Origin of the sequence: Mesorhizobium sp. M1066 (genome assembly GCF_040318635.1) — a bacterium.
Taxonomy (GTDB): Bacteria; Pseudomonadota; Alphaproteobacteria; order Rhizobiales; family Rhizobiaceae; genus Mesorhizobium.
This window is the reverse complement of sequence record NZ_JAMYMR010000016.1, coordinates 17279-38022: the sequence shown is the minus strand read 5'-3', so window position 1 is coordinate 38022 and position 20744 is coordinate 17279. Positions and strand designations below refer to the sequence as shown.

General features: G+C 60.4%; 22 protein-coding genes. 15 read left to right on the top strand and 7 right to left on the bottom strand.

Annotated elements, in window-relative coordinates:
- The first annotated feature begins 25 nt into the window (after nt 1–25).
- Genes NKH52_RS20150 through NKH52_RS20130 form a run of 5 tightly spaced genes read left to right on the top strand, consistent with a single transcriptional unit; the run spans nt 26 to nt 5535 of the window.
- Nucleotides 26–1555, top strand: coding sequence for an ABC transporter ATP-binding protein (locus tag NKH52_RS20150; RefSeq protein ID WP_352734153.1), 1530 nt, complete (start codon nt 26–28; stop codon nt 1553–1555).
- Nucleotides 1552–2592: an ABC transporter permease gene (locus tag NKH52_RS20145; RefSeq protein ID WP_352734151.1), complete on the top strand. Its 1041-nt coding sequence runs from the start codon at nt 1552–1554 to the stop codon at nt 2590–2592. The genes NKH52_RS20150 and NKH52_RS20145 overlap by 4 nt, the downstream gene beginning before the upstream one ends.
- Complete coding sequence (locus NKH52_RS20140; RefSeq protein ID WP_352734149.1) at nt 2580–3566, top strand: ABC transporter permease; 987 nt, start codon at nt 2580–2582, stop codon at nt 3564–3566. The genes NKH52_RS20145 and NKH52_RS20140 overlap by 13 nt, the downstream gene beginning before the upstream one ends.
- A gap of 11 nt (nt 3567–3577) precedes the next feature.
- Nucleotides 3578–4591 (top strand): nucleoside hydrolase, encoded by a 1014-nt coding sequence (locus NKH52_RS20135; RefSeq protein WP_352734147.1) that lies wholly within the window; start codon nt 3578–3580, stop codon nt 4589–4591.
- Between the two features lie 8 nt (nt 4592–4599).
- The gene (locus NKH52_RS20130) at nt 4600–5535 is read left to right on the top strand and encodes a nucleoside hydrolase (protein ID WP_352967682.1); all 936 of its coding nucleotides are present in this window, start codon (nt 4600–4602) and stop codon (nt 5533–5535) included.
- Between the two features lie 27 nt (nt 5536–5562).
- Here the strand turns inward: NKH52_RS20130 and NKH52_RS20125 are convergent, their stop codons facing one another.
- The 7 genes from NKH52_RS20125 to NKH52_RS20095 form a co-directional block, all read right to left on the bottom strand.
- Nucleotides 5563–6705: a hypothetical protein gene (locus NKH52_RS20125; protein ID WP_352734143.1), complete on the bottom strand. Its 1143-nt coding sequence runs from the start codon at nt 6703–6705 to the stop codon at nt 5563–5565.
- Between the two features lie 99 nt (nt 6706–6804).
- The gene (locus NKH52_RS20120; RefSeq protein ID WP_352734141.1) at nt 6805–7461 is read right to left on the bottom strand and encodes a methyltransferase family protein; all 657 of its coding nucleotides are present in this window, start codon (nt 7459–7461) and stop codon (nt 6805–6807) included.
- A gap of 142 nt (nt 7462–7603) precedes the next feature.
- On the bottom strand, nt 7604–8110 hold the full coding sequence (locus tag NKH52_RS20115; protein WP_352734139.1) for a prepilin peptidase: 507 nt from the start codon (nt 8108–8110) through the stop codon (nt 7604–7606).
- Between the two features lies 1 nt (nt 8111).
- Complete coding sequence (locus NKH52_RS20110) at nt 8112–8654, bottom strand: tetratricopeptide repeat protein (protein WP_013530288.1); 543 nt, start codon at nt 8652–8654, stop codon at nt 8112–8114.
- Between the two features lie 52 nt (nt 8655–8706).
- Complete coding sequence (locus NKH52_RS20105) at nt 8707–9657, bottom strand: type II secretion system F family protein (protein ID WP_352734137.1); 951 nt, start codon at nt 9655–9657, stop codon at nt 8707–8709.
- Between the two features lie 15 nt (nt 9658–9672).
- Nucleotides 9673–10644 carry a type II secretion system F family protein gene (locus NKH52_RS20100; protein ID WP_352734135.1) on the bottom strand — a complete coding sequence of 324 codons (972 nt, stop codon included), beginning with the start codon at nt 10642–10644 and terminating at the stop codon, nt 9673–9675.
- Nucleotides 10644–12032 carry a TadA family conjugal transfer-associated ATPase gene (locus NKH52_RS20095; protein WP_352734133.1) on the bottom strand — a complete coding sequence of 463 codons (1389 nt, stop codon included), beginning with the start codon at nt 12030–12032 and terminating at the stop codon, nt 10644–10646. Before NKH52_RS20095 ends, NKH52_RS20100 begins: the two co-directional genes overlap by 1 nt.
- A gap of 532 nt (nt 12033–12564) precedes the next feature.
- Here NKH52_RS20095 and NKH52_RS20090 point away from each other — a divergent pair.
- From NKH52_RS20090 to NKH52_RS20045, 10 genes are all read left to right on the top strand, one after another.
- Nucleotides 12565–12759, top strand: a complete 195-nt coding sequence (locus NKH52_RS20090) for a Flp family type IVb pilin (protein ID WP_352555000.1) — start codon at nt 12565–12567, stop codon at nt 12757–12759.
- A 119-nt stretch (nt 12760–12878) separates the two neighbouring features.
- Nucleotides 12879–13913, top strand: coding sequence for a Flp pilus assembly protein CpaB (gene cpaB / locus NKH52_RS20085; protein ID WP_352734131.1), 1035 nt, complete (start codon nt 12879–12881; stop codon nt 13911–13913).
- A 51-nt stretch (nt 13914–13964) separates the two neighbouring features.
- On the top strand, nt 13965–15410 hold the full coding sequence (locus NKH52_RS20080) for a type II and III secretion system protein family protein (RefSeq protein WP_352734129.1): 1446 nt from the start codon (nt 13965–13967) through the stop codon (nt 15408–15410).
- Nucleotides 15397–15687, top strand: coding sequence for a hypothetical protein (locus NKH52_RS20075; protein WP_352734127.1), 291 nt, complete (start codon nt 15397–15399; stop codon nt 15685–15687). Before NKH52_RS20080 ends, NKH52_RS20075 begins: the two co-directional genes overlap by 14 nt.
- A 70-nt stretch (nt 15688–15757) precedes the next feature.
- A complete protein-coding gene (locus tag NKH52_RS20070) occupies nt 15758–17272 on the top strand; it encodes a TadE/TadG family type IV pilus assembly protein (protein WP_352734125.1) in 1515 nt (504 codons plus the stop codon).
- 4 nt (nt 17273–17276) lie between these two features.
- On the top strand, nt 17277–17771 hold the full coding sequence (locus tag NKH52_RS20065) for a TadE/TadG family type IV pilus assembly protein (protein ID WP_352734123.1): 495 nt from the start codon (nt 17277–17279) through the stop codon (nt 17769–17771).
- On the top strand, nt 17765–18406 hold the full coding sequence (locus NKH52_RS20060; RefSeq protein WP_352734121.1) for a TadE/TadG family type IV pilus assembly protein: 642 nt from the start codon (nt 17765–17767) through the stop codon (nt 18404–18406). The genes NKH52_RS20065 and NKH52_RS20060 overlap by 7 nt, the downstream gene beginning before the upstream one ends.
- Nucleotides 18403–19566 carry a CpaE/TadZ family protein gene (locus NKH52_RS20055; protein WP_352734119.1) on the top strand — a complete coding sequence of 388 codons (1164 nt, stop codon included), beginning with the start codon at nt 18403–18405 and terminating at the stop codon, nt 19564–19566. The genes NKH52_RS20060 and NKH52_RS20055 overlap by 4 nt, the downstream gene beginning before the upstream one ends.
- Nucleotides 19550–20140 carry a L,D-transpeptidase gene (locus tag NKH52_RS20050; RefSeq protein ID WP_352734117.1) on the top strand — a complete coding sequence of 197 codons (591 nt, stop codon included), beginning with the start codon at nt 19550–19552 and terminating at the stop codon, nt 20138–20140. Before NKH52_RS20055 ends, NKH52_RS20050 begins: the two co-directional genes overlap by 17 nt.
- Nucleotides 20137–20730, top strand: coding sequence for a hypothetical protein (locus tag NKH52_RS20045; RefSeq protein WP_352734115.1), 594 nt, complete (start codon nt 20137–20139; stop codon nt 20728–20730). The genes NKH52_RS20050 and NKH52_RS20045 overlap by 4 nt, the downstream gene beginning before the upstream one ends.
- The last annotated feature ends 14 nt before the right edge of the window (nt 20731–20744 follow it).

The window sequence follows — 20744 nt, the reverse complement described above, 5'->3', positions numbered from 1 at the left end:
GCCGACCCTCCACAGCAATCCCGCGATGGCCGTCGAGTTGACCGGCATCACCAAGCGTTTTGGCGCATTCGTCGCCAATGACGGCATCGACCTTGCGGTCCGCCGCGGCGAGATCCACGCCATCATCGGCGAGAACGGTGCTGGCAAGACGACGCTGATGAACATCCTGTTCGGCCTCTTGCAGCCGGACGAAGGCTCGATCCGGCTGAACGGTGAAGAGATCGTGATCGCCGATCCGTCCGTGGCGATAAAGGCCGGCCTCGGCATGGTTCACCAGCATTTCAAGCTGGTTCCCTCGCTCTCGGTTGCCGACAACGTCTTTCTCGGTATGGAAATCCGTCGCCATGGGCTGATCGACCACGCCGCACAGGTTGCGCGCACGCGCGACCTGTCGAAGCGCTTCGGCTTGCAGGTCGATCCGACCGAGCGCGTCGGACTGCTCTCGGTCGGCATAGAGCAACGCATCGAAATCCTGAAGGTGCTGGTGCGCGGCGCGCGCACCATCATCCTCGACGAACCGACCGCGGTGCTGACGCCGCAGGAGAGCCGTGAACTGTTCCAGACGCTGCGCAGCTTCGTGGCCGAAGGCATGACGGTGATCTTCATTTCGCATCACTTGGAAGAAGTGATGGAAGTGTCCGACACGGTGACGGTGCTGCGCAATGGCAGGAAGGTGGCGACACGGCCGGCGGCCGAGCTCAGCAAGGACGAGTTGGTGCACATGATGGTCGGCCGCGAGGTCAGCTTCGACCGCCGGCCCCGCGCCTCGCTGCACGGCGACGTGGTGCTCGAAGTGAAGGATCTGTGGGCGCGCGACGATCGCCTGCTGCCGGCCCTTCGCAACGCCAGTTTCACCGTCCGCTCCGGCGAGGTGGTGGGGATCGCGGGTGTGGCCGGCAATGGTCAGACGGAGCTGGCGGAAGTGCTTTCGGGCCTGCGACCGGCAAGCCATGGCGGGGCGTGGCTGAAGGGCCGGAATCTCACCGCTCTCTCCCCCGCCGCGATCCGCCAGGCAGGCCTCGCCCATGTTCCAGGCGACCGCATGGTGCGCGGGGTCGATCGCAACGCTTCGATAGCGGCCAACACCCTGATGGGCCGCCAGCATCGCGCACCATGGAGCCGCGGCGGCATGCTCAACTGGAATGCCATAAATCAAAACGCCGAAACGCTGATCAAGAGCTTCGATATTCGCGCGCGCGGACCGAGCGATGCGGTCAAGCGGCTTTCGGGCGGAAACATCCAGAAGGTCGTTCTGGCGCGCGAATTCACCAACGGCGCCGATTTCCTGCTGATCGACCAGCCGACGCGCGGCGTCGACATCGGCGCCCAGGAGGCCATTCATGACGAGATCATGCGCCAGCGCGCCGCCGGCCGCGCAATCCTGCTGATTTCCGTGCAGCTCGACGAACTGGCCGCCCTTGCCGACCGCATCCTGGTGATGTTCAACGGGCGGATCATGGGCGAGGTCGCCGGCGACGATGCCGACGAGGAGCGCATCGGCATGATGATGGCAGGCGTGGCCGCGCCGGAATTCGCCGCGGAGACCGCATCATGAAAGACCATTTGCGTGCCGTTTCCGGCCAGGTGATCGCCATCGGCGTGGCGCTGCTGATGGGCGCGATCATCATCCTCATGGTCGGCGAAAGCCCGGTGCGTGTGTTCATGACACTGTTGCGCGGCGCCTTCGGCGATCAGGAGAAGATTGCCGGGACCCTGCTGCAGACGACGCCGATCCTGATCTGCGGTGTCGCCGCCTGTATCGGCCTGCGCGGCGGCATGTTCAACGTCGGCATCGAGGGCCAGCTGTTCCTTGGCGGTTTCGCCGCCGCGTGGGTCGGCTTTGCCATGCCCATGCCGGCGGGCATTCACACGCTGGCAGCACTGGCGCTGGCGGTCGTGGCAGGCGCGGCCTGGGTCGCCATCCCCGCCTACTTCCGCGCCCGCTACAACACCAACGAGGTCGTCTCGACGATCCTGTCGAACTACGTGGCGGTGCTGCTCACCTCCTATTTCACCATCTTCCTGTTCAAGCGGCCGGGTGGCTGGTCGGAGACGCCGCCGATCCTGGCGACTTCCTATCTGCCGGAGATCTTCACCTTTTCGCGGTTGAACTGGGGCCTGGTCATTGGCCTGGTGCTGGCGGTCGGCGCAGCCCTTGTCTTCCGCTACACCAAATGGGGTTACAGCGTCACGATGGTCGGTTCGGCGCCGAAATTCGCCGAATATGGCGGCGTCAACGTGAAACGACAGGGTTTCCTGGTCCTGCTGCTTTCGGGCGCCGTCGGCGGGCTGGCCGGCGGCGTCGAGACGCTCGGCGTCCATCACCGCTTCATGGAAGGATTTGCCCCCGGTTTCGGCTTCGATGGGCTGATCGCCGCCCTGCTTGCCAATGGCTCGCCTGTCGCCACCATCTTCACCGCACTGTTCTTCGGCGCCCTGCGCAACGGATCGCTGCTGCTCGAGGTCGATACCAGCGCGTCGCGCGAGATCATCACCGTGATCCAGGCGCTGATCATCCTCAGCGTGTCGGCTCAGGTGCTGGTGAGAAAGCGCGGCGACAGCCAGGCAGGGGAGCGGCGATGGAAATTCTAGACAAGCTCATCAACATCGCGCTGATCGCGGCGACGCTTCGCACCACCGCGCCCATCCTTCTGGTCGCGCTTGGCGGCTCGTTCACCACCAAGGCCGGCATCTTCAACATCGGCCTCGAGGGGCAGATGCTGGTCGGCGCCTTCTTCGCCGTCCTTGGTTCGATCTGGACCGGTTCCGCGCTGGCGGGCGTCGCCTGCGGCGTTGCGGCGGCGCTTGTCTTCGCCCTGATTTTTGCCGTCCTAGTGGTGAGCTTCAAGGCCAATGAAGTCGTCGTCGGGCTGGCGCTCAACATCCTGGCCGGCGGCATGACGATCTCGCTGATGAAAGCGATCTTCGGCACGCGCGGTTCGATCGTCGGTCACGGCATCGTCGGCCTGCCGAAAGTCCAGCTGCCCGGTGCCCGCGACCTTCTCGGCTCGTGGGCGCCGCTGATCTCCGGCTTCACGCCGCTCGTCTATGTCGCCTTCATCGCCGTGCCGCTGCTGGTCGTCTGCTACAACCGCACACGGCTCGGCCTCTATATCCGTGTCGTCGGCGAAAAGCCGGAAGCCGCCGAGGCGCTCGGCATCTCGATCACCCGCGTCCGCTACATCGCGTCCCTGCTGTGCGGATTGCTGGCGGGCCTCGCCGGCGCGCATCTTTCACTCGGCTACATCACCATGTTCACCGAAAACATGTCGTCGGGCCGTGGTTTCATGGCGGTGGCGATCCTGATCTTCTCCAACGGCGATCCGCTGAAGGTGCTGGCCGGCTGCCTGCTGTTCGGCTTCGCCGATGCTTTTTCGCTGCGCCTGCAGACGTTCGGCTATCCCTCCTACCTGGTTCTCACCGTCCCCTATGTCGTTGCGCTGATCGCATTGTTCGCGCTGTCTTACCGGGCGCGCCCGAGGATTATCGCGGAGACGCTGGAATCGATGCGTAAGCTGCTGTCGGTAGACAAGAACACTGAACCCGGCCGCAAAAATCCCCAGTGAAGGAAGCCTCTATGGAACGCATAATCCTCGACGTGGATTCGGCCGGCGACGATATTCTCGCCGTGCTGTTTGCAGCGGTCAATCCGAGGCTCCGGCTCGAGGGGGTGACCACCGTGACCGGTGCGGCCGGCCCGATCGAGCAGGTCACCAACGTCGTCCTCAACACGCTGACGCTCGCCGGGCGCGACGATATCCCGGTTCACGCCGGCGCGTGGCGGCCGATCGTCGGCAACGCCAAGGCCGACATGGAGGCGCCGGTGCATTTCGAAAAACGGCTTGTCGCCCGTTTCGGCGATCGCCTGAAGAAATTCAACCCGCCGGCGCCGACGCCGGTGCGGCAGGCCACATCGGGACATGCGGTCGATTTCATCATCGGCACGGTCATGGCCAATCCGGGCGAGATCACGCTGGTGACGACCGGCCCGCTGACCAACGCGGCGATGGCGCTGTTGCAGGAGCCGGGATTGACCGGCGCACTGAAGCGGCTGATCGTGCTCGGCGGCAATTTCCAGACACCGGGCAACATCACACCCCTGTCGGAGTACAACATCTGGGCCGATCCGGAGGCCTCGCGCATCGTGCTGAACGCCGATGTCGAGAAGATCCTCGTGCCGCTCGACATCTGCGAGGACAACCGCGTCGCCGATTCGATGCTGACGCGCGACGACATCGCCGACATGCAGGCCGTCGCGAAGGACAATCCCGTCCTGGAGATGATCGCCGACAGCTTTCCGATCTACATCGACATCTGGCGCGAATTCTTCGACCTCGTCGGGTTCCCGATGGACGATGTGATCACCGTGGCGCTGGCTTTCGATCCGGGCCTGGCGACGATGACCGAGCCGCTGTTCGCCGACGTCGTGCTCGACGGCCGGCTGGCGCGCGGCCAGACCGTCGCTTATCGCGGCCGGCAATTGCTGCCCGGCGGCGGGCCCAAGACCACCCGCATCTGTACCGGCCTCGACGGCCGGCGTTTCCTCGACGGCTTCAAGAAAACCATAGCGCGCTACGAGCGGGCGGCGTGAAAGACGACATGATGACCAAGCCAACTCCTATCCTGTTCGACTGCGACCCCGGCCACGACGACGCCATCGCGCTGGTCATGGCGCATCGCTCGCCGGCCATCGAACTCATCGGCGTCACCACGACCTGCGGCAATGCGGAAGTCGAGAAGACGACCGCCAATGCCTTGCGCATCCTGGAGTATATCGGCGCCGGCGACGTGCCTGTCGCGCAGGGCTGTCACCGCCCGCTGGCGCGCCCGCTGGTGCTCGGCACCGCCGATGGCCCGAGCGGTCTCGAGGGCTCACCCTACCTGCCGCAGGCGACGATCAGGCCGGTTGACCGGCATGCCGTCGATTTCCTGGCCGACAGACTGCGCGCCGCGCCCGAACCGATCCTGGTCGTCGCCACCGGCCCGCTCAGCAATATCGGCCTGATGATCCTCAAGCATCGCGACGTGCTGCCCAAGATCAAGGAGTTGATCTGGATGGGAGGCGTGTTCTACCGCAAGAGCGAGATCATCACGCCGACCGAGTTCAATGCGTTCTGCGACCCCGAGGCGCTGAAGATCGTTCTGGACAGCGGCGTGCCGATCCTGATGGTCGGCCTCGACGTCACCATGCAGGTGCTGATCGAGGCGCCGCAATATGCCGAACTGGCCACCATCGACACGCCGCTCGGCCGGCTCGTCAACGACTGGCTGCTGTTCTACGAGAAGCTGCACCGCAACTCGATGGGCGTCGGCGGCGCCATGCACGATCCGCTCGCGCTGGCGCTGGCCATCGACCCGACATTGGTGCGCACGCGCCCTGCCCATATCGGCGTCGATCTGTCCGGCACCTACGCCTTCGGCGCGACCATCGCCGACTACTGGGGCGAGCGCGGCGAAAAGGACAATGCCCGCATCGCATATGAGGTCGACGCGGACCGCTTCTTCAAGCTGATGTTCGATCTGCTGCGGGACTGAACATCCAACAGACAAAGGGTTACGTGGCTAGCGGAACAGATATTTCGAGACTTCCGGGTTGCCGCGACGCCACATCACATTGTCCAGGAAGTAGTGGTGCACGTTGATGAATATCCACGCGATGAAGAGGAAAAGCGACGAGCCGAGCACCTGTTTGTCGTAGGGAACCAAGGCAGTCAGCGCCATCGGTATGAGCCAGAAACCGATAGCTCCGAGAATTGTGCCGGCGAGGATGAATATCAGCACCCGCAGCCTGTATAGCGGTCCGAGAATGGACAGGCGCTTGAACCCCGAATCTTCTACGGCATCCGCACGTGCGCGCTCGACATTGGTCTGATAACGCCAGACCACCGCCAGATATTGCAGCGAATGAAGCGCGGGCACCACAAGCAGCCAAAGCGGATTCAACCTCACGAGCAATATCCAGGCATAAAGGGTCACGATATAGGCGACGACGCCGTTATACGGCAGCGCGCCTCCATGTTTGCGCCAGCGATTGACGAACATCACGACGGTGGCCGCCGAGGAGGCAGCGGCGACCGCGAGCGCGATGTTGAGGAGCCATGGCGGGACAGCGAATGTGTAGTAGTCCAGGTCCAAGAATTGCTGTTCGGTGATCACCACGTTTGTCTGAAGCCAAGCGAACAGCCACACGGCATAGCCGTTGAACAGCAGCACTTTCTTGTCCTGGTCGCTGAAGAATTTGCGCTTCAAAACGGCGTCCACCATCAGCATGCCGTAGCCTTGCTTGACGTAGTGCCAACCAACAAAGAAGAACATCGCATTGGTTGCATATCCCAGCAGGCGAGCATTGCCGGTTGTCGCGCCGTAGATAAAGAAAGCGCCCATGGCCAAGGGCACGACGATGCCTGCGAAAATGTAACGAAGCTGGAGATTCCTGTCGTATCCATCCGCGCGCACCTTACGCGCGAAATTGCGGTAGAAAATCTGATACGAGTGGGCAAAATGCGGGTGATTTATGAGATGGGACAGCAAGAACGCCGACAGTCCTACAACACCTTCGTATCTGAGAGGCACAAAATACAGGGCCGGCAGGATCAGGAACGCGCTTCCGCCAAGCATGAAAAAGTCGATGAACGGGCCGAAGAGATATTTCTGCGGAGCTGCCGCGGCTGAAACCGGGGCGTCTGCCGAAAGGTGAAGTGCCATATTACCTTCCCCTGTGACCGTTTATTTAACCCGTTTATTCAACCATTGAGTGCCGGTTTTGGTGACAGTGATCAACTTATACAGATCAAAGTGACCTAGTCACCGCTGCCAATTTAGCGATGATAAAGATGGGATCAGCATCGGGGTAGTCCGCTCGTAGGCTTCGTACTCGGGGAACGTTTGTCGTAGGATGCTCTCCTCATTCCTGGCGCGTCGATATTGTAAAAGAAATTGGAGCACACCCAGCGCCACCATCAACGCCGAAAAATGCGAAACAATGACTCCGGAAACGAATATTGCCTCACAGACATAGAGCGGATGGCGGACAAGGGAATATGGACCTGAAGTAACAAGCTTGCGCGCAGTGGCCATGATGGAGAAAGAGCGGCCAAGCCAGTAAAGACAAAAAATTGAACTGACCGTGCCAATGAAAATCAGGCAGAGCGCCGTCACTTGCACGGCTTCGCTGTCTACTGCCGGGATCAGAAACGCTGCCACCAATATCAGGAATGTTCCGGCTACCGAGGTTACCCTTGACGCAATTCCCCGCGCAGTTCCCTTCGGGGGAAGGCGGCTGACCGTCATTACAAGCTGCAACAGCGTAAAGGCAACGGTCGCGGCTTGAGTAACCACAGCCAGTGAATTCGCCGAAGTATCCTGCTGAAAATGAACGAACAGAGGAATTGCACTAAACGTCGCCAAAACTGCTAGAACAAGGACAATAGCTAAACGGCCGGCAAAATCCTCGGTTAACATCCTGCTCCCCACTTCAGAAATTATTGAAGCATCGTATTCGGGTTTCGACAAGAAAATGGTTTATTAATAGTTAACATTGCTCGGCAACTCTATCGCCTCCCACGCCGCTTTATTAACGCCCTGCTCAACGCTGCACATAAGATTAAGCCATTGAGTAGCTGTAGATATGGAATACGATCGTGCAAATCACTGCCATCGAAATCGGCACTCCGAAAGGGACGACGCCTTTGCGATCCATATGCTGGATGTAGAGCCGGAACGCGCCTTCAGGCAGCATGAAGGGGGTTTTCACCACAACTACCGTGATCAGGGCAAAGACCAGCAACAGCATGGAAAACAGGACAAGGCCGCTGCCACCGATCAAGAATGGCATGACCGCCATCAGCTTGACGTCGCCGGCGCCGACCTTGCGCAGGACCCAGAACGGAAAAAGCGCGACAAACAGCAGAAGCCCGGCGAGAGCGCTCAGCCCTATATCCCACCACGATCCGGACTGGAGCGACAGCAGCAGCAAGCCCCCGGCTCCAAGGCAGAGTAGCAGCAGCACGTCGCGATTGGCTATCTTCTGTGTCTTAAAATCTAGCCAGGCAATCCTTGCCAGCAGAGGGATGGCGAGCACCTTCAGCAGCAGCGCCTCGACCAGCAGCATGCTAGCGCTCTACGTTCTGCACGCTTGATGACAAAAGCTTCAGATTGTTGGCGACGGTCGGGTCGTTGGGCGCCAGTTCGTAAGCCTTGAGGAAGTTGCTGCGTGCATCCTGCAGCTTGCCGCGCAACAGGTAGGAATAGCCGACATTGTTGTAATATTCGGGCGTCGCGCCAACCAGCTTGAAGGCCCTGGCATAGGCCCGGTCGGACAGGTCGAAGCGGTGGATCCGGTCGGTGCAGGCGGCCAGCCCCATCCAGGCGTTGCCATCATTGGGCGCCAGCTGTGTCGCCTTGAAGAACAGCGCGCCGGCATTCCCGTAATTTTCGGCGCGGAACTGGTTCTTGGCTTCTGCCACAGCTTGGTCCGATGCATAGTATTCGACATCGCTGACCGTTTTCAGCCCGTCGAAAGCATCGCCAAAAGACGTCACGTCGCCTTTCGACGGCTCGTTGGTGCGCACGACACCGTCGGTTGTGTCCGCCGTCTGGCAGCCGGCGAGCACCGCCATGAGCAGACAGGCCGCGGCCGCGATAACCCTTTTCATAATGTGTCCCCTAGGGTCCCCGACTCACATTAGGCCCAAATGATATACCAAACTAGAAGAAAATGCCCTTCATGCGAATGACCACTGGCAGCATCACAACCATCATGACGACCGGAAAGATGCACAGGCCCAGCGGAATCATCATCTTGACTGGAAGCGCGTTGCCGCGCTCCTCGGCCCGCAAAATCCGCTGGCTTCGCATCTCGTCGCTGTAGACGCGCAGAGCATCCGTCAGACTTGTGCCGAGTTCTTCGGATTGTCGGAACAGCACTGCCAAAGCTCGCGCTTCGTCCAGCCCGATGCGATCCGACAGTTCGCGCAACGCCTCCCTTAACGGCTTACCCGCTCGTAGCTGCAAATTCATGATTGCAAGCTGGATGCCAAGCCATTTATGGGTACCGGCCAGTTCGGCGCCGACGCGCTCGACCGCCGCTTCCAGGCTCATGCCGGCATCGGCGCAAGTGATCATCATGTCCATGAAGTCGGGAAAGCCGCGACGATAGGTTTGCTTCTGCCGCTTCTCGAATCGGTCGAGCGCGATATTGGGAATGACGATGCAGCCAAGTCCGATCAAGGCCGAGCCCAGGAATGCGAACAAGCCCGGCAGTTGCGCGGGCAGCACACGCGACAACAATGCATACATGGCAAGAAATCCGATACACACTGCCGCGAGACGGCATAGCGTGTAGATTACCGGGGCGCTGGATTTGTAAAAACCGGCCCGGAACAACTTCGCCTCCAGAGCATTCGGTTCGCCACGTTCTTTCTCCAGAGCGCGAAAATAGGCATCGACAGGCCGTTGCGCTGAAATCCTGTTGATTTCCTGCTGGGCGTAGAGCGAGCGACGGTCGGTGATCCCTTCCGACAAAAGGCTGCGGGCCACCAGACGTCTGGTCTGAATGACAGGGATGAAGGTGAACGCAATCAGCAGGAATAGGACCACCGCCCCCGAGAAAACAGCAATGGACAACAATATGCTCAGATTTTGAAGATTTGAAAACAAGGTTTGTCTCGCTCATCAAAAATCGAAAGTGACCATTCGGTACATAATGAAGTCGCCCACCAGCGCCCAAGCTCCAAAGATCACAAAGACCGGGATGAGTATAGGACTGTCCCAAACGTCGCCGTAGTAGCTTGGAGCGATGAGCATCAAGATGCCGAACATGAAGATCGGAAAGAGTGAGATGATCCAGGCTGACATCCTGCCTTCAGCGGAAAGTGCCTTGATCTTCAGCCGCAGCTTACGCCGCTCCCGCAATACGGAGGACAAGTTCGACAGGATGCCGGTGAGATTGCCGCCCGTCTTGGCCTGGATGGAGAGCGACACTGACAGAAGGTGAAGGCCTTCAAAGCCAACCCTCTCCGACAGTTTTCGAACCGCCTGTTCGAGGCTGAGCCCAAAAGTGACTTCGTCGGATACGATGCCGAATTCGGTGCCTAGCGGATCAGGCATTTCGCGCGCGACCAATCCGATCGCCACAGTGGTCGGATGGCCGGCGCGCAATGAGCGCACGATCATGTCGAGTGCGTCGGGAAGCTGGGCGGCGAATTTCAGGATTCGCTTGTTTCGCGCACGCCGCAAAACGAAAATCGGTAGGAGGAAGCCGATAAAAACAAAAGTGACAGCTGCAGCAAGGACCGAAACCCCCAGAATCAGATTCAGCAACAGCGCCAATACGGCCCCCGCGAAAATGAATACTGCTGCAAAGGACAGTGGATTGCCGGTTATTCCGGACTGTGTGTAAAGCCTGTTTAGCGCGACCGCACCAAAGACGAAGTCGCCCGATGCCGTCAATCCACGCTCCTGTAACAATCTCTGGAGGCTCTGTTCGGCGGGCGCCTCCTCGCCCAGCCGTAGCAAGCGGCGATTTATTGCGCCCGCGCGAGCACGCCTTCCCGCAAAGGACATGTAAAGGGATTCGGCAGCAAGGATCACCGATGCCGCCGCCAGCACGTAGATGAAATAAAGGAGCGTCTGGCCGGTCAGCATCAAAGCGCAACCTGCGGATTGAAGGCGTCCTTGGCGAAATGATGGCCTAGTGTCGCCGCCTCCTGAGCAAAGCGCGGCCGCACACCGGTGGCGCGAAACTCGCCGATGATGGCGCCTTCAGCAGTCACGTCACGGCGGACGAAATGATAGATTTCCTGCATCTGAACGATATTACCCTCCATGCCGGTAATTTCCGATATGGACGTCACCCGCCTGCCGCCGTCGGACAGGCGCTGCGTCTGCACGATGATGTCGATGGCCGAGGCGATCTGCGCCCGGATGGAATCGTTGCTCATCGGCATGCCGGCCATGCCGACCATCTGTTCCAGCCGCGAGATCGCATCGCGCGGCGTGTTGGCATGGATTGTTGTCATTGAGCCTTCATGGCCGGTGTTCATCGCCTGCAGCATGTCGAAGGCTTCCTCGCCGCGCACCTCGCCGACGATAATGCGATCGGGCCGCATGCGCAGCGCGTTCTTCAGCAGTTCGCGCTGGCGCACTTCGCCCTTGCCCTCGACATTGGGCGGGCGCGTCTCCAGCCGACCAACATGTGTCTGCTGCAATTGTAATTCCGCCGCATCCTCTATGGTGATCAGCCGCTCCTTCGAGGGAATGTGACTCGACAAGGCATTGAGCAAGGTGGTCTTGCCACTGCCGGTGCCGCCGGAAACCAGGATCGATTTGCGCGCCTGCACGGCGATCCGCAGCAGTTCGATCATGGGCGGGCGGATCGAATTGAATGCCATCAAACGTTCGAGCGAATAGGGATTTTTCGAGAATTTGCGGATCGACACCAGAGGGCCGTCTACCGAGACCGGTCGCACGGCGATATTGACGCGTGAGCCGTCCTCCAGCCGTGCATCCACCATCGGCATAGATTCATCAACGCGCCGGCCGATGGCCGAGACGATCTTGTTTATGATCCGCAGGAGATGCGCCTCGTCGCGGAACCGTATCGACGTCTCCTCGATCATGCCGCGTCGTTCGATGAAGACCCGCTTGTGGGTATTAATCAGGATGTCGGAAATCGAGTCATCTTTCAGCAGAGGTTCGATTGGGCCAAGACCAAGCATCTCGTCGGCGGTGTCGCCAGTCAGCTGGTCTAGCTCACGTGCATTCAATGGCATGCCGCGGACACGGACGAATTCGCGCACGATCGGACGGATTTCGTTCAGGATCTCATCCTTGGAGGCATTTTCGAGAGCGGTCAGATTGAACCGATCGATCAGGTGGCGATGAAGCTCGACCTTGAGTGTCAGGAAGTCTTCGCCATGCGATTCGACATCGACGGTTGGCGAAAGGGCCGGAGCAACAGGCAGCACAGCCAGTGAATCGACCTTTGGCACTGCCTGCTGCTCGCTAGGCCCCTTGATGAACCGCCCCAGCATAATCGCTTATACTCCCCTTAATCCCTTATTAGCGGAAACTAACTGTTAACCACGGGAGGCACAAGCGCCCAGATGGTCGTCGTAGCCTCGATACTTTCTACATAGTTAAGATCAGGAGCATGTAATATCGCGCTTATTTGCTAGGGCCACCCGGTTCAGGTTCAGGTTCTCGATGCCGCTTTTTGGGCTCATCCCATTTCCCGGGGCAAACCACCCGACATGAGCGGCTAAGCCCTTAGATATAAAGGAATATGCAGTATCACTAATGTTTTCTCAATCTTGCCACATCCACGGCCAAATTGTGAACGAATGGTTAAGGGCGATTGAAAAATGAAAAGAATCAAACCCTTGCTAAGATTCGACTTTGCAATCTTCTTGCCGAATCACGTATATGAAAGTTAAGGAACCCTTAATCTCGTTTGACTCTGCGTTTTCACGCGACCTAGGATCGTTGTGACGGGGGATGCTTGGGTATGGATTTCATCTCTTGCTCTGTCTCGTCGGGTTCAAACCTCCAAAGGGAGAAATTGACATGAAGAAGCTCATGACGATGACCCGGCAGTTCCGCGACGATGAAAACGGCGCTGCCATGGTCGAATACACTATCCTGCTCGGCATCATCACCGTGGCGGTCATCGCTTCGGTTATCACGGTCGGCACCTGGGTCACCGGTCGCTGGACCGGCCTGACGACGGCTCTGGCCACTGTGCCTGCCCTGCCGGGTTGATTGCCAAGCCGAAAACTTAGGGAGAGGCCCAAGCCAGGGAGTTTGGGCCTCCTTCCGGCAACTAAGCAAGAAGCGACCGAATTGATGGATAGCTTCTCGATATAATCGGATTAGGCTTCATGCGTGCCAACACCGTCATCATGATTGTTCTCGCCGGCGTGTTCGGCGTGCTGGCAGTGGTACTCGCCAATATCTGGCTGGCCAACCAGCGCAGCGCGATGGCGCAGTCCAGCGATGTCCCGCGCGACACCGTCGTGGTGGCCGCTGTCGCCCTCAAATTCGGCGACGCGTTGACATCAGACAAACTGCGCGAGATTGCATGGCCGGTCGGCGCCGCACCGGCTGGCGCCTTCAAGACAACTAAGGAAGCGTTGGCTGGCGACTCCCCCAGACAGGCATTGCAGTCGATCAGCGCCAACGAGCCCATACTCACCACGAAGATCACCGGCCCCGGCCAGCGCGCCACGCTTTCAGCCGTGCTCGGCGAAGGTATGAAGGCAGTATCAATTCGGGTCAACGATGTGCTCGGCGTCGCAGGCTTCGTTTTTCCAGGCGACCGGGTCGATGTGCTACTGACGCGCACGACGCGCGACGACGATGGCGCGGACAAGAGTTTTGTCGACGTGCTGTTGCAGAGCATGAAGGTGCTTGCCGTCGACCAGGTTGCCGATGAAAGCAAGGACAGCCCGACGGTGGTGAAGTCGGTCACACTCGAAGCCAGCACCAGGGACGCACAGAAGCTGACGCTAGCAGCAGGGGCGGGACAATTGTCACTAGCACTGCGTCAGGCCGCAGCCAGCCAGGGCGAAACGACCGAACGGGTGACACTTTCCGACCTGACCGGCGAAACGCCGGCCGATGTCGTCGCCAGGCAGGCAGAGCTCGACAAGAAGGCCGCGGCCGAAGCAGAGGCTACCGCCGAGCGCAAGCGCGCCGAAGACAAGATTGCCGGGTTGACCCAGGCCGTGGAGCGGGTGGGAAGCCGCCTCGACGAACTGGGCAAGGTAAAGCCGGCTCCGGTCGTGGTGACGGCACCGCAGCCGGTCATCAAGGAAGTGGTCAAATACGTGCAGCCCGAGCCTGCGGCACGGGCAACGGTTGGCGTTTTTCGGGGTGTGAAGCTCGAGACGTATGACGTGCCGCGACAACAATAGCTAAGCGCGGCGAAATGGATGCTGCCACTGGCAGCGAGTGGGGAGACGGGGATGCGGGGATACTGCTCAGGGATAGCGACGGCCGCGTTGTCGTGCCTGGGGGCGCTGTTGCTGTCGAGCCTGGCGGCCGGTGCGGCCGACCGTTTCATCGATGTGTCGACCCCCAGCGTCCATCGGATTTTCCTGCCCATGTCGCAATCGGTGACGATCCAGGTGAGTGCCAATCTCGGTGACATCGTCGTCGGCGACGAGAAGATCGCCGATGCCCAGCCGATGACCGATCGCACGCTCTATGTCATCGGCAAGGGCGCCGGCACCACCACGGTCAATCTGTTCTCCACGGACAAGCGTTCGCTCGGAGCGCTCCAGATCGAGGTCGGCGTCGATGTCAGCGACATGGCGCAGGCGATCCGCCAGGTGGCGCCGAAGTCGCGAATCGAAATCGGCTCGGTCAATGGCAAGGTGAGACTTGCCGGACATGTCAAGGACGGCGCCACGCTGGCGGCGATCATGGCAGTTGCGCAGCAATATGGCCCCGACGCCGTCATCAACTCCGTCATCGTCGACGATAGCCAGCAGGTCAATTTGGAAGTGCGCGTGCTCGAAGCCAAGCGCAACACCGGCCGCGATCTCGGCGTGTCGATCAAGAGCAGGAACGGCGATGGCACGACCCGTACCGGTACCGGTGTTGCTGCCGTCGACGAGGACGGTGTCGTGCTCGGACCGGGCGGTCTGCTCAGCGGCCTCCTGTCCAACTCGGCTCCCTTCGGAGCGCTGATCACGCGCGTCATCGACAGCAACATCAAGGTCGATCTGATCATCGAGGCGCTCGAGTCCAAAGGCGCGGTGCGCACGCTCGCGAACCCCAACCTCACCACGCTTTCCGGCGAGCAGGCCAGCTTCAACGCCGGCGGGGAAGTGCCTATCCGCACTCTCGACAAAGACGGCGAGATAAGCATCGTGTACAAGCAATTCGGCGTCAATCTGCTGTTCACGCCGGTCGTACTCGACGACGGCAAGATCCATATGCAGCTGGCGCCGGAGGTGAGCGACCTGACCGGCTTCACCACCGCCGGCGACCCGATCTTCACCAACCGCAAACTGTCGACCGTCGTCGAGTTGCGCGACGGCCAGAGCTTCGCGGTCGGCGGGCTTCTTTCGAGCAAGACGACCAAGCTCCAGGACCAGGTGCCTTGGCTCGGCCAGGTGCCTGTGATCGGGACGCTGTTTCGCAGTTCGAGCAACCAGAAGGAAGAAACCGAACTGGTGGTGATCGTCACGCCGCACATCGTGCGGCCGGTGAAGCCCGGCGAGCAGCTGGCGACGCCGTTCGACAAGACACGGCCCGCCAACGATCCCGAATTCTTCGTGCTCGGCCAGCTCGAGGTGACCAAGGACATGGTCCGCAAATATGAACATGGCGAAGGCGTCACCGGCCCCTATGGCCACATGCTCGACTTCAAATCGAAGGACAAGATGCTCTATGTCAAGAAATAGCGGCTTGATCCTCGTTCTGTGCGCTAGCGCGCTATCGGGCTGCGCCGCGGACTATCTGAATCACTATGATTCGGTGACCCTGGCTGCCGGCGACACACAGAAATTCAATTCGATGCTGCAGACGGTCGACCCGCTCAATCCGGCGTCCAGAAATACAAGAATCGAGGGCGACGGCGCGCGCGCCGCAGCTGTTGCAAATAACTACAGATATCCACCGCCACCGCCACCGCCGCCGGCGATCACGGTCAATGTCGGCGGGTCAGGTGTGACGCAGTGAACTGAACGGAAGGATGCGGAGAGCGCCGGGCATCGAGGGGCTCTGGCGCAGGAAAGCAGAGAGTACGGTCATGTTAAGGGCCATTCGTGCATTCTGGAACGATCAACGCGGCATAGCGATGATCCTTGTGACGATTATGCTGCCAGTGCTTGTTGGCTTCGCCGTTCTGGCTATCGACATGAGCCGAGCCAATGGGCTTCACAACGACCTGCAGAAAGGCGTCGATGCGCTTGCGCTTGCGACGGCTGCAGAATTGGACGGCCGATCGGATTCGATCACCCGGGCAAACCTAGCGGTGACCACTCTTCTCAGTAATACGACCAAGTTTTCAAGATCGGGCAATCACACGCTCGCGCTGGCAGATGTGACCGTTACTTACTTGACTGGGATTCCGACGGACGACAGCACGACGCTGACGGCTGCTGGCGTAGATGCCGATGGCGTAAACTGGGCAAGCACCGATCCCAAAGCCGTGTCATTCTCGTTGGTGACCGTTAATCCGTCTGGATTGACAGATGGCGCGGGCGCTTTTGCAGCGCTCTTCCCAATAAACTATCTCGGCGGCACAACCACGATGGACATCCAGCCCCAGGCGGTGGCCGGGTTCGTTCAGTCCATCTGCGAAACCATACCTCTGTTCATGTGCAATCCGTTCGAGACGACCGACCCCTTGACCAGCAAGACGATCCAGCAGGCGTTCGCGTCGGGGGACACCTACGGCCGCGAATTTCGCGTCCTCAAGGCCGACAATAATCCGGGTCCAGGCAATTTCGGACTGATCGACAACAATCTGGATTCCCTCCGCGACGCCATTGCAATGGGAACCGCAGGCACCTGCTATAACCGCGAGGCGCTTACCACTAAAACCGGCGTCACCTTGGGGCAGGTCAATGCTGGACTGAATACTCGGTTCGATCTCTACAGCGGCTCCCTGAACAAGCAGAACAAGAACTGGGCCTATCGCCCGGCGAGCAATGTGCGCAAGGGCCAGAAGACCGGTTGCAGCAAGTATGATCCCGTAGCGGATGGTACGGCGCTGCCTCTTCCTCCTGGCGATAACTACGGCGTAGGTCACCCCGGAATGTCCGACAAGATCGCCAATGCGACGACCTTCTGGACCGCGTACTGGAGTGCCAACCATGGCGGCGCCTACCCCAACGTCCCTAGCACCACCAACCCGATCGGCACCGCTGTGCCGGCTTCCAGATATGATGTCTATAAGTACGAGATTGCGAACGGCCTTGTAGGAGACAAGTCGACGAACCCGACAAAAGAAACTGGTATCCCGTCCTGCTTTAAGGGCGACAACCCAACGCCTGACCCTGACCGCCGGTTGCTCAACATGGCGATTGTCGACTGCATAGCAAATACAGACAAGATCAACGGCCATTCCCAGCTCAAGCCCGATGGCTATGCCAGCGTGTTCGTCAACACCCCAATCTCAAAGTCCAACAAGGACGATGACGACGAAGGCACTGGGGCAGAGAAGCCCATCAGCCTTGAGATCGTCGACGTCGATGGAGGGTTTGCGAACAACACCCTTGTCGACAAAGCATTCCGTAACGAAGCGCAGTTGTACCGGTAGCGCCATGTTGATCGCACTGGGCCAGGCCATCCGCCTATTCCGTAGCGACGAGCGCGGCGGTGCTATGGTAGAGGCGACACTCGTAGTTCCATTCGTGCTGCTTCTCTCGGCCGGTGTGTTCGAATTCTCCAACGTTTTGAACAAGCGCTTGCTGCTCGAGGCAGGCGTGGAAGATGCCGCGCGCTACATGGCGCGATGCAATGACAGCACCTGGAACAATTGCGTCACCCTTGGCAAGAACCTTGCGGTCAATGGTGCCATCAGCGGCGGCAGCGCAAGAGTTCCGGGCTGGACCATTGCCCAAGTCACGGTCGCCAAGACTTCGTTGGCGGCAGTGGATGGCGGGGGGAAACAACTCTATCTCAGCAGCACCGGAACCGTCGACGTAGTCCAGGTCAGCACTTCGCTTCCTTACAGTGGCGTCGGGCTGCTGGGACTCATAGGCATCACAGCCATCAGCATAGATGCGTCCCATCAGGAGCGCGTGTTCGGATGGTAAAGGCGAGGGAAAGTTTCCGCGCGGACCAGTCTGGCGCCACCATGGTGGAGGTGACCATCCTCATGCCGTTGCTGCTGACGCTGCTGTTTGGCTTTGTCGATTTTGGCTACGCCTTCTACCAGTGGAACGCCGCCAACAAGGCCGTGCAGGCAGGAGCAAGGCTGGCGCAGATCTCGACGCCGGTGGCAAGCGGACTTTTGCTTGAGGCAATGACGCCCACCGACCCGCTGGACGTAGGCAAGCCCGTCCCCGCCAACTCCACTACTTACAGTTATATCTGTACAGCCAGCAGCGCAGGAACTGTTTCATGCACTTGCGGCGCGAGCGCCACTTGCAAAAACCTTGATGTCAGCCAGCCTGCGTTCGATTTTATCTTCAATGGCAGCGGCAGCCGGGCTGGAATGAATACTTTCCTGCCAATTCTAAAGAAATCCGAAGTCAGGATTCAATACCAGGCGTCCGGACTCGGTTACTGGACGCGACCCAGCGGGGCTGTGCCCACCATCACGGTGAGCATCACCAACCATCCCTTCCAATTTTTTTTCCTGGGCGGACTGCTTGGTTTCGGAACCATCACCATGCCCTCCATGCTGAGCACGGTCACGGGCGAAGACATGAAAAGCACCTGGCCATGAATGCCATCAACACCAAGGTTACGCCGACCAAGCGCAAGCAGGTGGCGCTGTTCTCGTCGGATCCGAATTTCAAGCGCGATGTGGCGACGCGGCTCGATGCGCTGGCGATCTATGACGTCAGGGTTTCCGAGACGAGCGACTTCCTCAAGGGGCCGCCCGCCGATACGCGGCCGGGCATCGTCATCCTCGATCTCGGCAGTGGCGAGCTGCTCGGCAGGTCCGGCATCGTCGAGGCGCGCGCGCTGTGGGCCAGCGTGCCGCTGATCGCGGTTTCCGACGAGCTGACCTCGGAACAGACGCGCGTTTTGGTGCGCATGAACGCCTCGGACTGGCTGCACAAGCCGCTCGACGGCAAGGAGCTGCTCAATGCGGTGACCTTCCACGACACCGGCAACCAGGGAACGAAGAGCCGGATCATCACCTTCATCGGCGCCAGCGGCGGCGCCGGCGCCACGACGCTGGCGCTTTCGGCGGCCGAATTCCTGGCTTCGAAATCGGCTGAACGCGCGGCGTCCACCTGTCTCGTCGACCTGGATTTCCAGAGCGCCAATTGCGGCGCCTATCTCAATTTGTTCAACCAGTTCGACCTTGCCGGCATCATCGGCCAGCCGGAGCGGCTCGATGTCGAACTGATGGACGTCATCAAGCTGTCGCGCCCGTCCGGGCTCACGCTCTACGCTTTCGAGCGGCCGCAACTGCCGTTCGAGCCACATGGCAGCGATTTCGTCTTCCGGCTGCTCGACCTCGTCGCCTACCGCTTCGACGACATCGTCATCGACCTGCCCAATCTCGAAACGCCCTGGCACAATTCCGTGCTGTCGACGAGCGACGAGATCTTCATCGTCTTCGAACTCAATGTCGCGTCGCTGCGGCAAGGCAAGCGGCTCTACAAGAAGATCCGCGAGCTGCGCGGCAATGCGGTCTCGATCACGCTGGTCGCCAACAAGCACAAGCGCAAATGGTTCGGGAACCATTTTTCGCGCAGCGAGCTCGAAAAGATCTTCAAGGCGCCGCACATCAAGTCGGTGGCGCTCGACAACGCGCTTCTGACCGATGCGCTGAACAGGGCCATCCCGCCTTCCGAAGTGGATGGGCGGGCGCGCTTCAACAAGGATCTGAAGCGGATGTTCAAAGAGCGGCTCGATGACGCTGCCCGGTAGATACCGGATCGCCCCAAAGCTCGCCGGCGCCTGCGTGCTCGGCGTGGCGCTGGCGCTGTCCGCCCACGACTTCGCCGAGGCGCGGTCGGCACTTTCGGAGCGGCCGCCGCTGCCGGCGATGGGACCCAGCCTGCGCAAAGCCGTTGCCTTCGCAACCCCGGAACAGCCGGGAACGATCGTCATCCGCAAGGACGAGAAGGCGCTTTACCTGGTGACCCGCCAGGGCCAGGCGCTGCGCTACCAGATCAGCGTCGGGCGCGACGGGTTCGGCTGGACGGGCGTCGTCAAGGTCGGGGCGAAGACCGAATGGCCGGAGTGGCGCCCACCGCAGGAAATGCGGGCCCGCCAGCCGGAGCTGCCGAAAATGGTGCCCGCCGGCCCCTACAATCCGCTCGGCGCAAGGGCGCTGTACCTCTCGCGGGACGGGCGCGACACGCTCTACCGCATACACGGCACCAACGACCCGTCGGGTGTCGGCTTCGACGGGACATCGGGCTGTTTTCGTCTCACCAACACGGATGTGATCGATCTCTTCAAACGCGTCGCGGTCGGCGCAAAGGTGGTGGTCCAATGACGATGATCAGCGAACCGGACATGCCGGCGATCGATATCGGAAACCAGGAACAGCGCGAATCGATTGCTACCGAGAAACCCAGCAAGGCAAAGACGATCGGCGTCATCGTCGCCGGTGGCGCGCTTCTGATCACCGCGGTCAACATGGCGGCCGCGGTCTATCTCTATCGGGGCATAAGCGACCTGCGTTTCGTCGAGGCGCGGCTGGAGCAGCTCGGCGCGTTCGAGCAGCGGATCGCGGCCCGGCTCGACACGGTCAACAACGGCTTCCAGAGCAGGTTCGAGAAACTGGACAGCCAGTTGCAAGGCAGCTTCAACGAGATCGATGGCAACATCGCCCGGTTGGGGCAGAATGCACCGGTCGCCGCTGGCGAGGCCATGCCGGGTGCGGAGGAACCGTCCGAGATCGCCACCAGCACGCTGGCGCAAGCGCCCGAAGCCCTCGACGGCGAGAGCGCGAGCGAACCCGGCGTCATCGAAGCGCCCGCACCCAGGAAGAGAATCGCGTCGGCCTCGCCCCCTGCCCCAAGCTCCAACTACCAGCGCATCCAGCAGCCCGACGGCAAGGTCTATTACCGCCGGATCAACTAGACGCCATATATTGC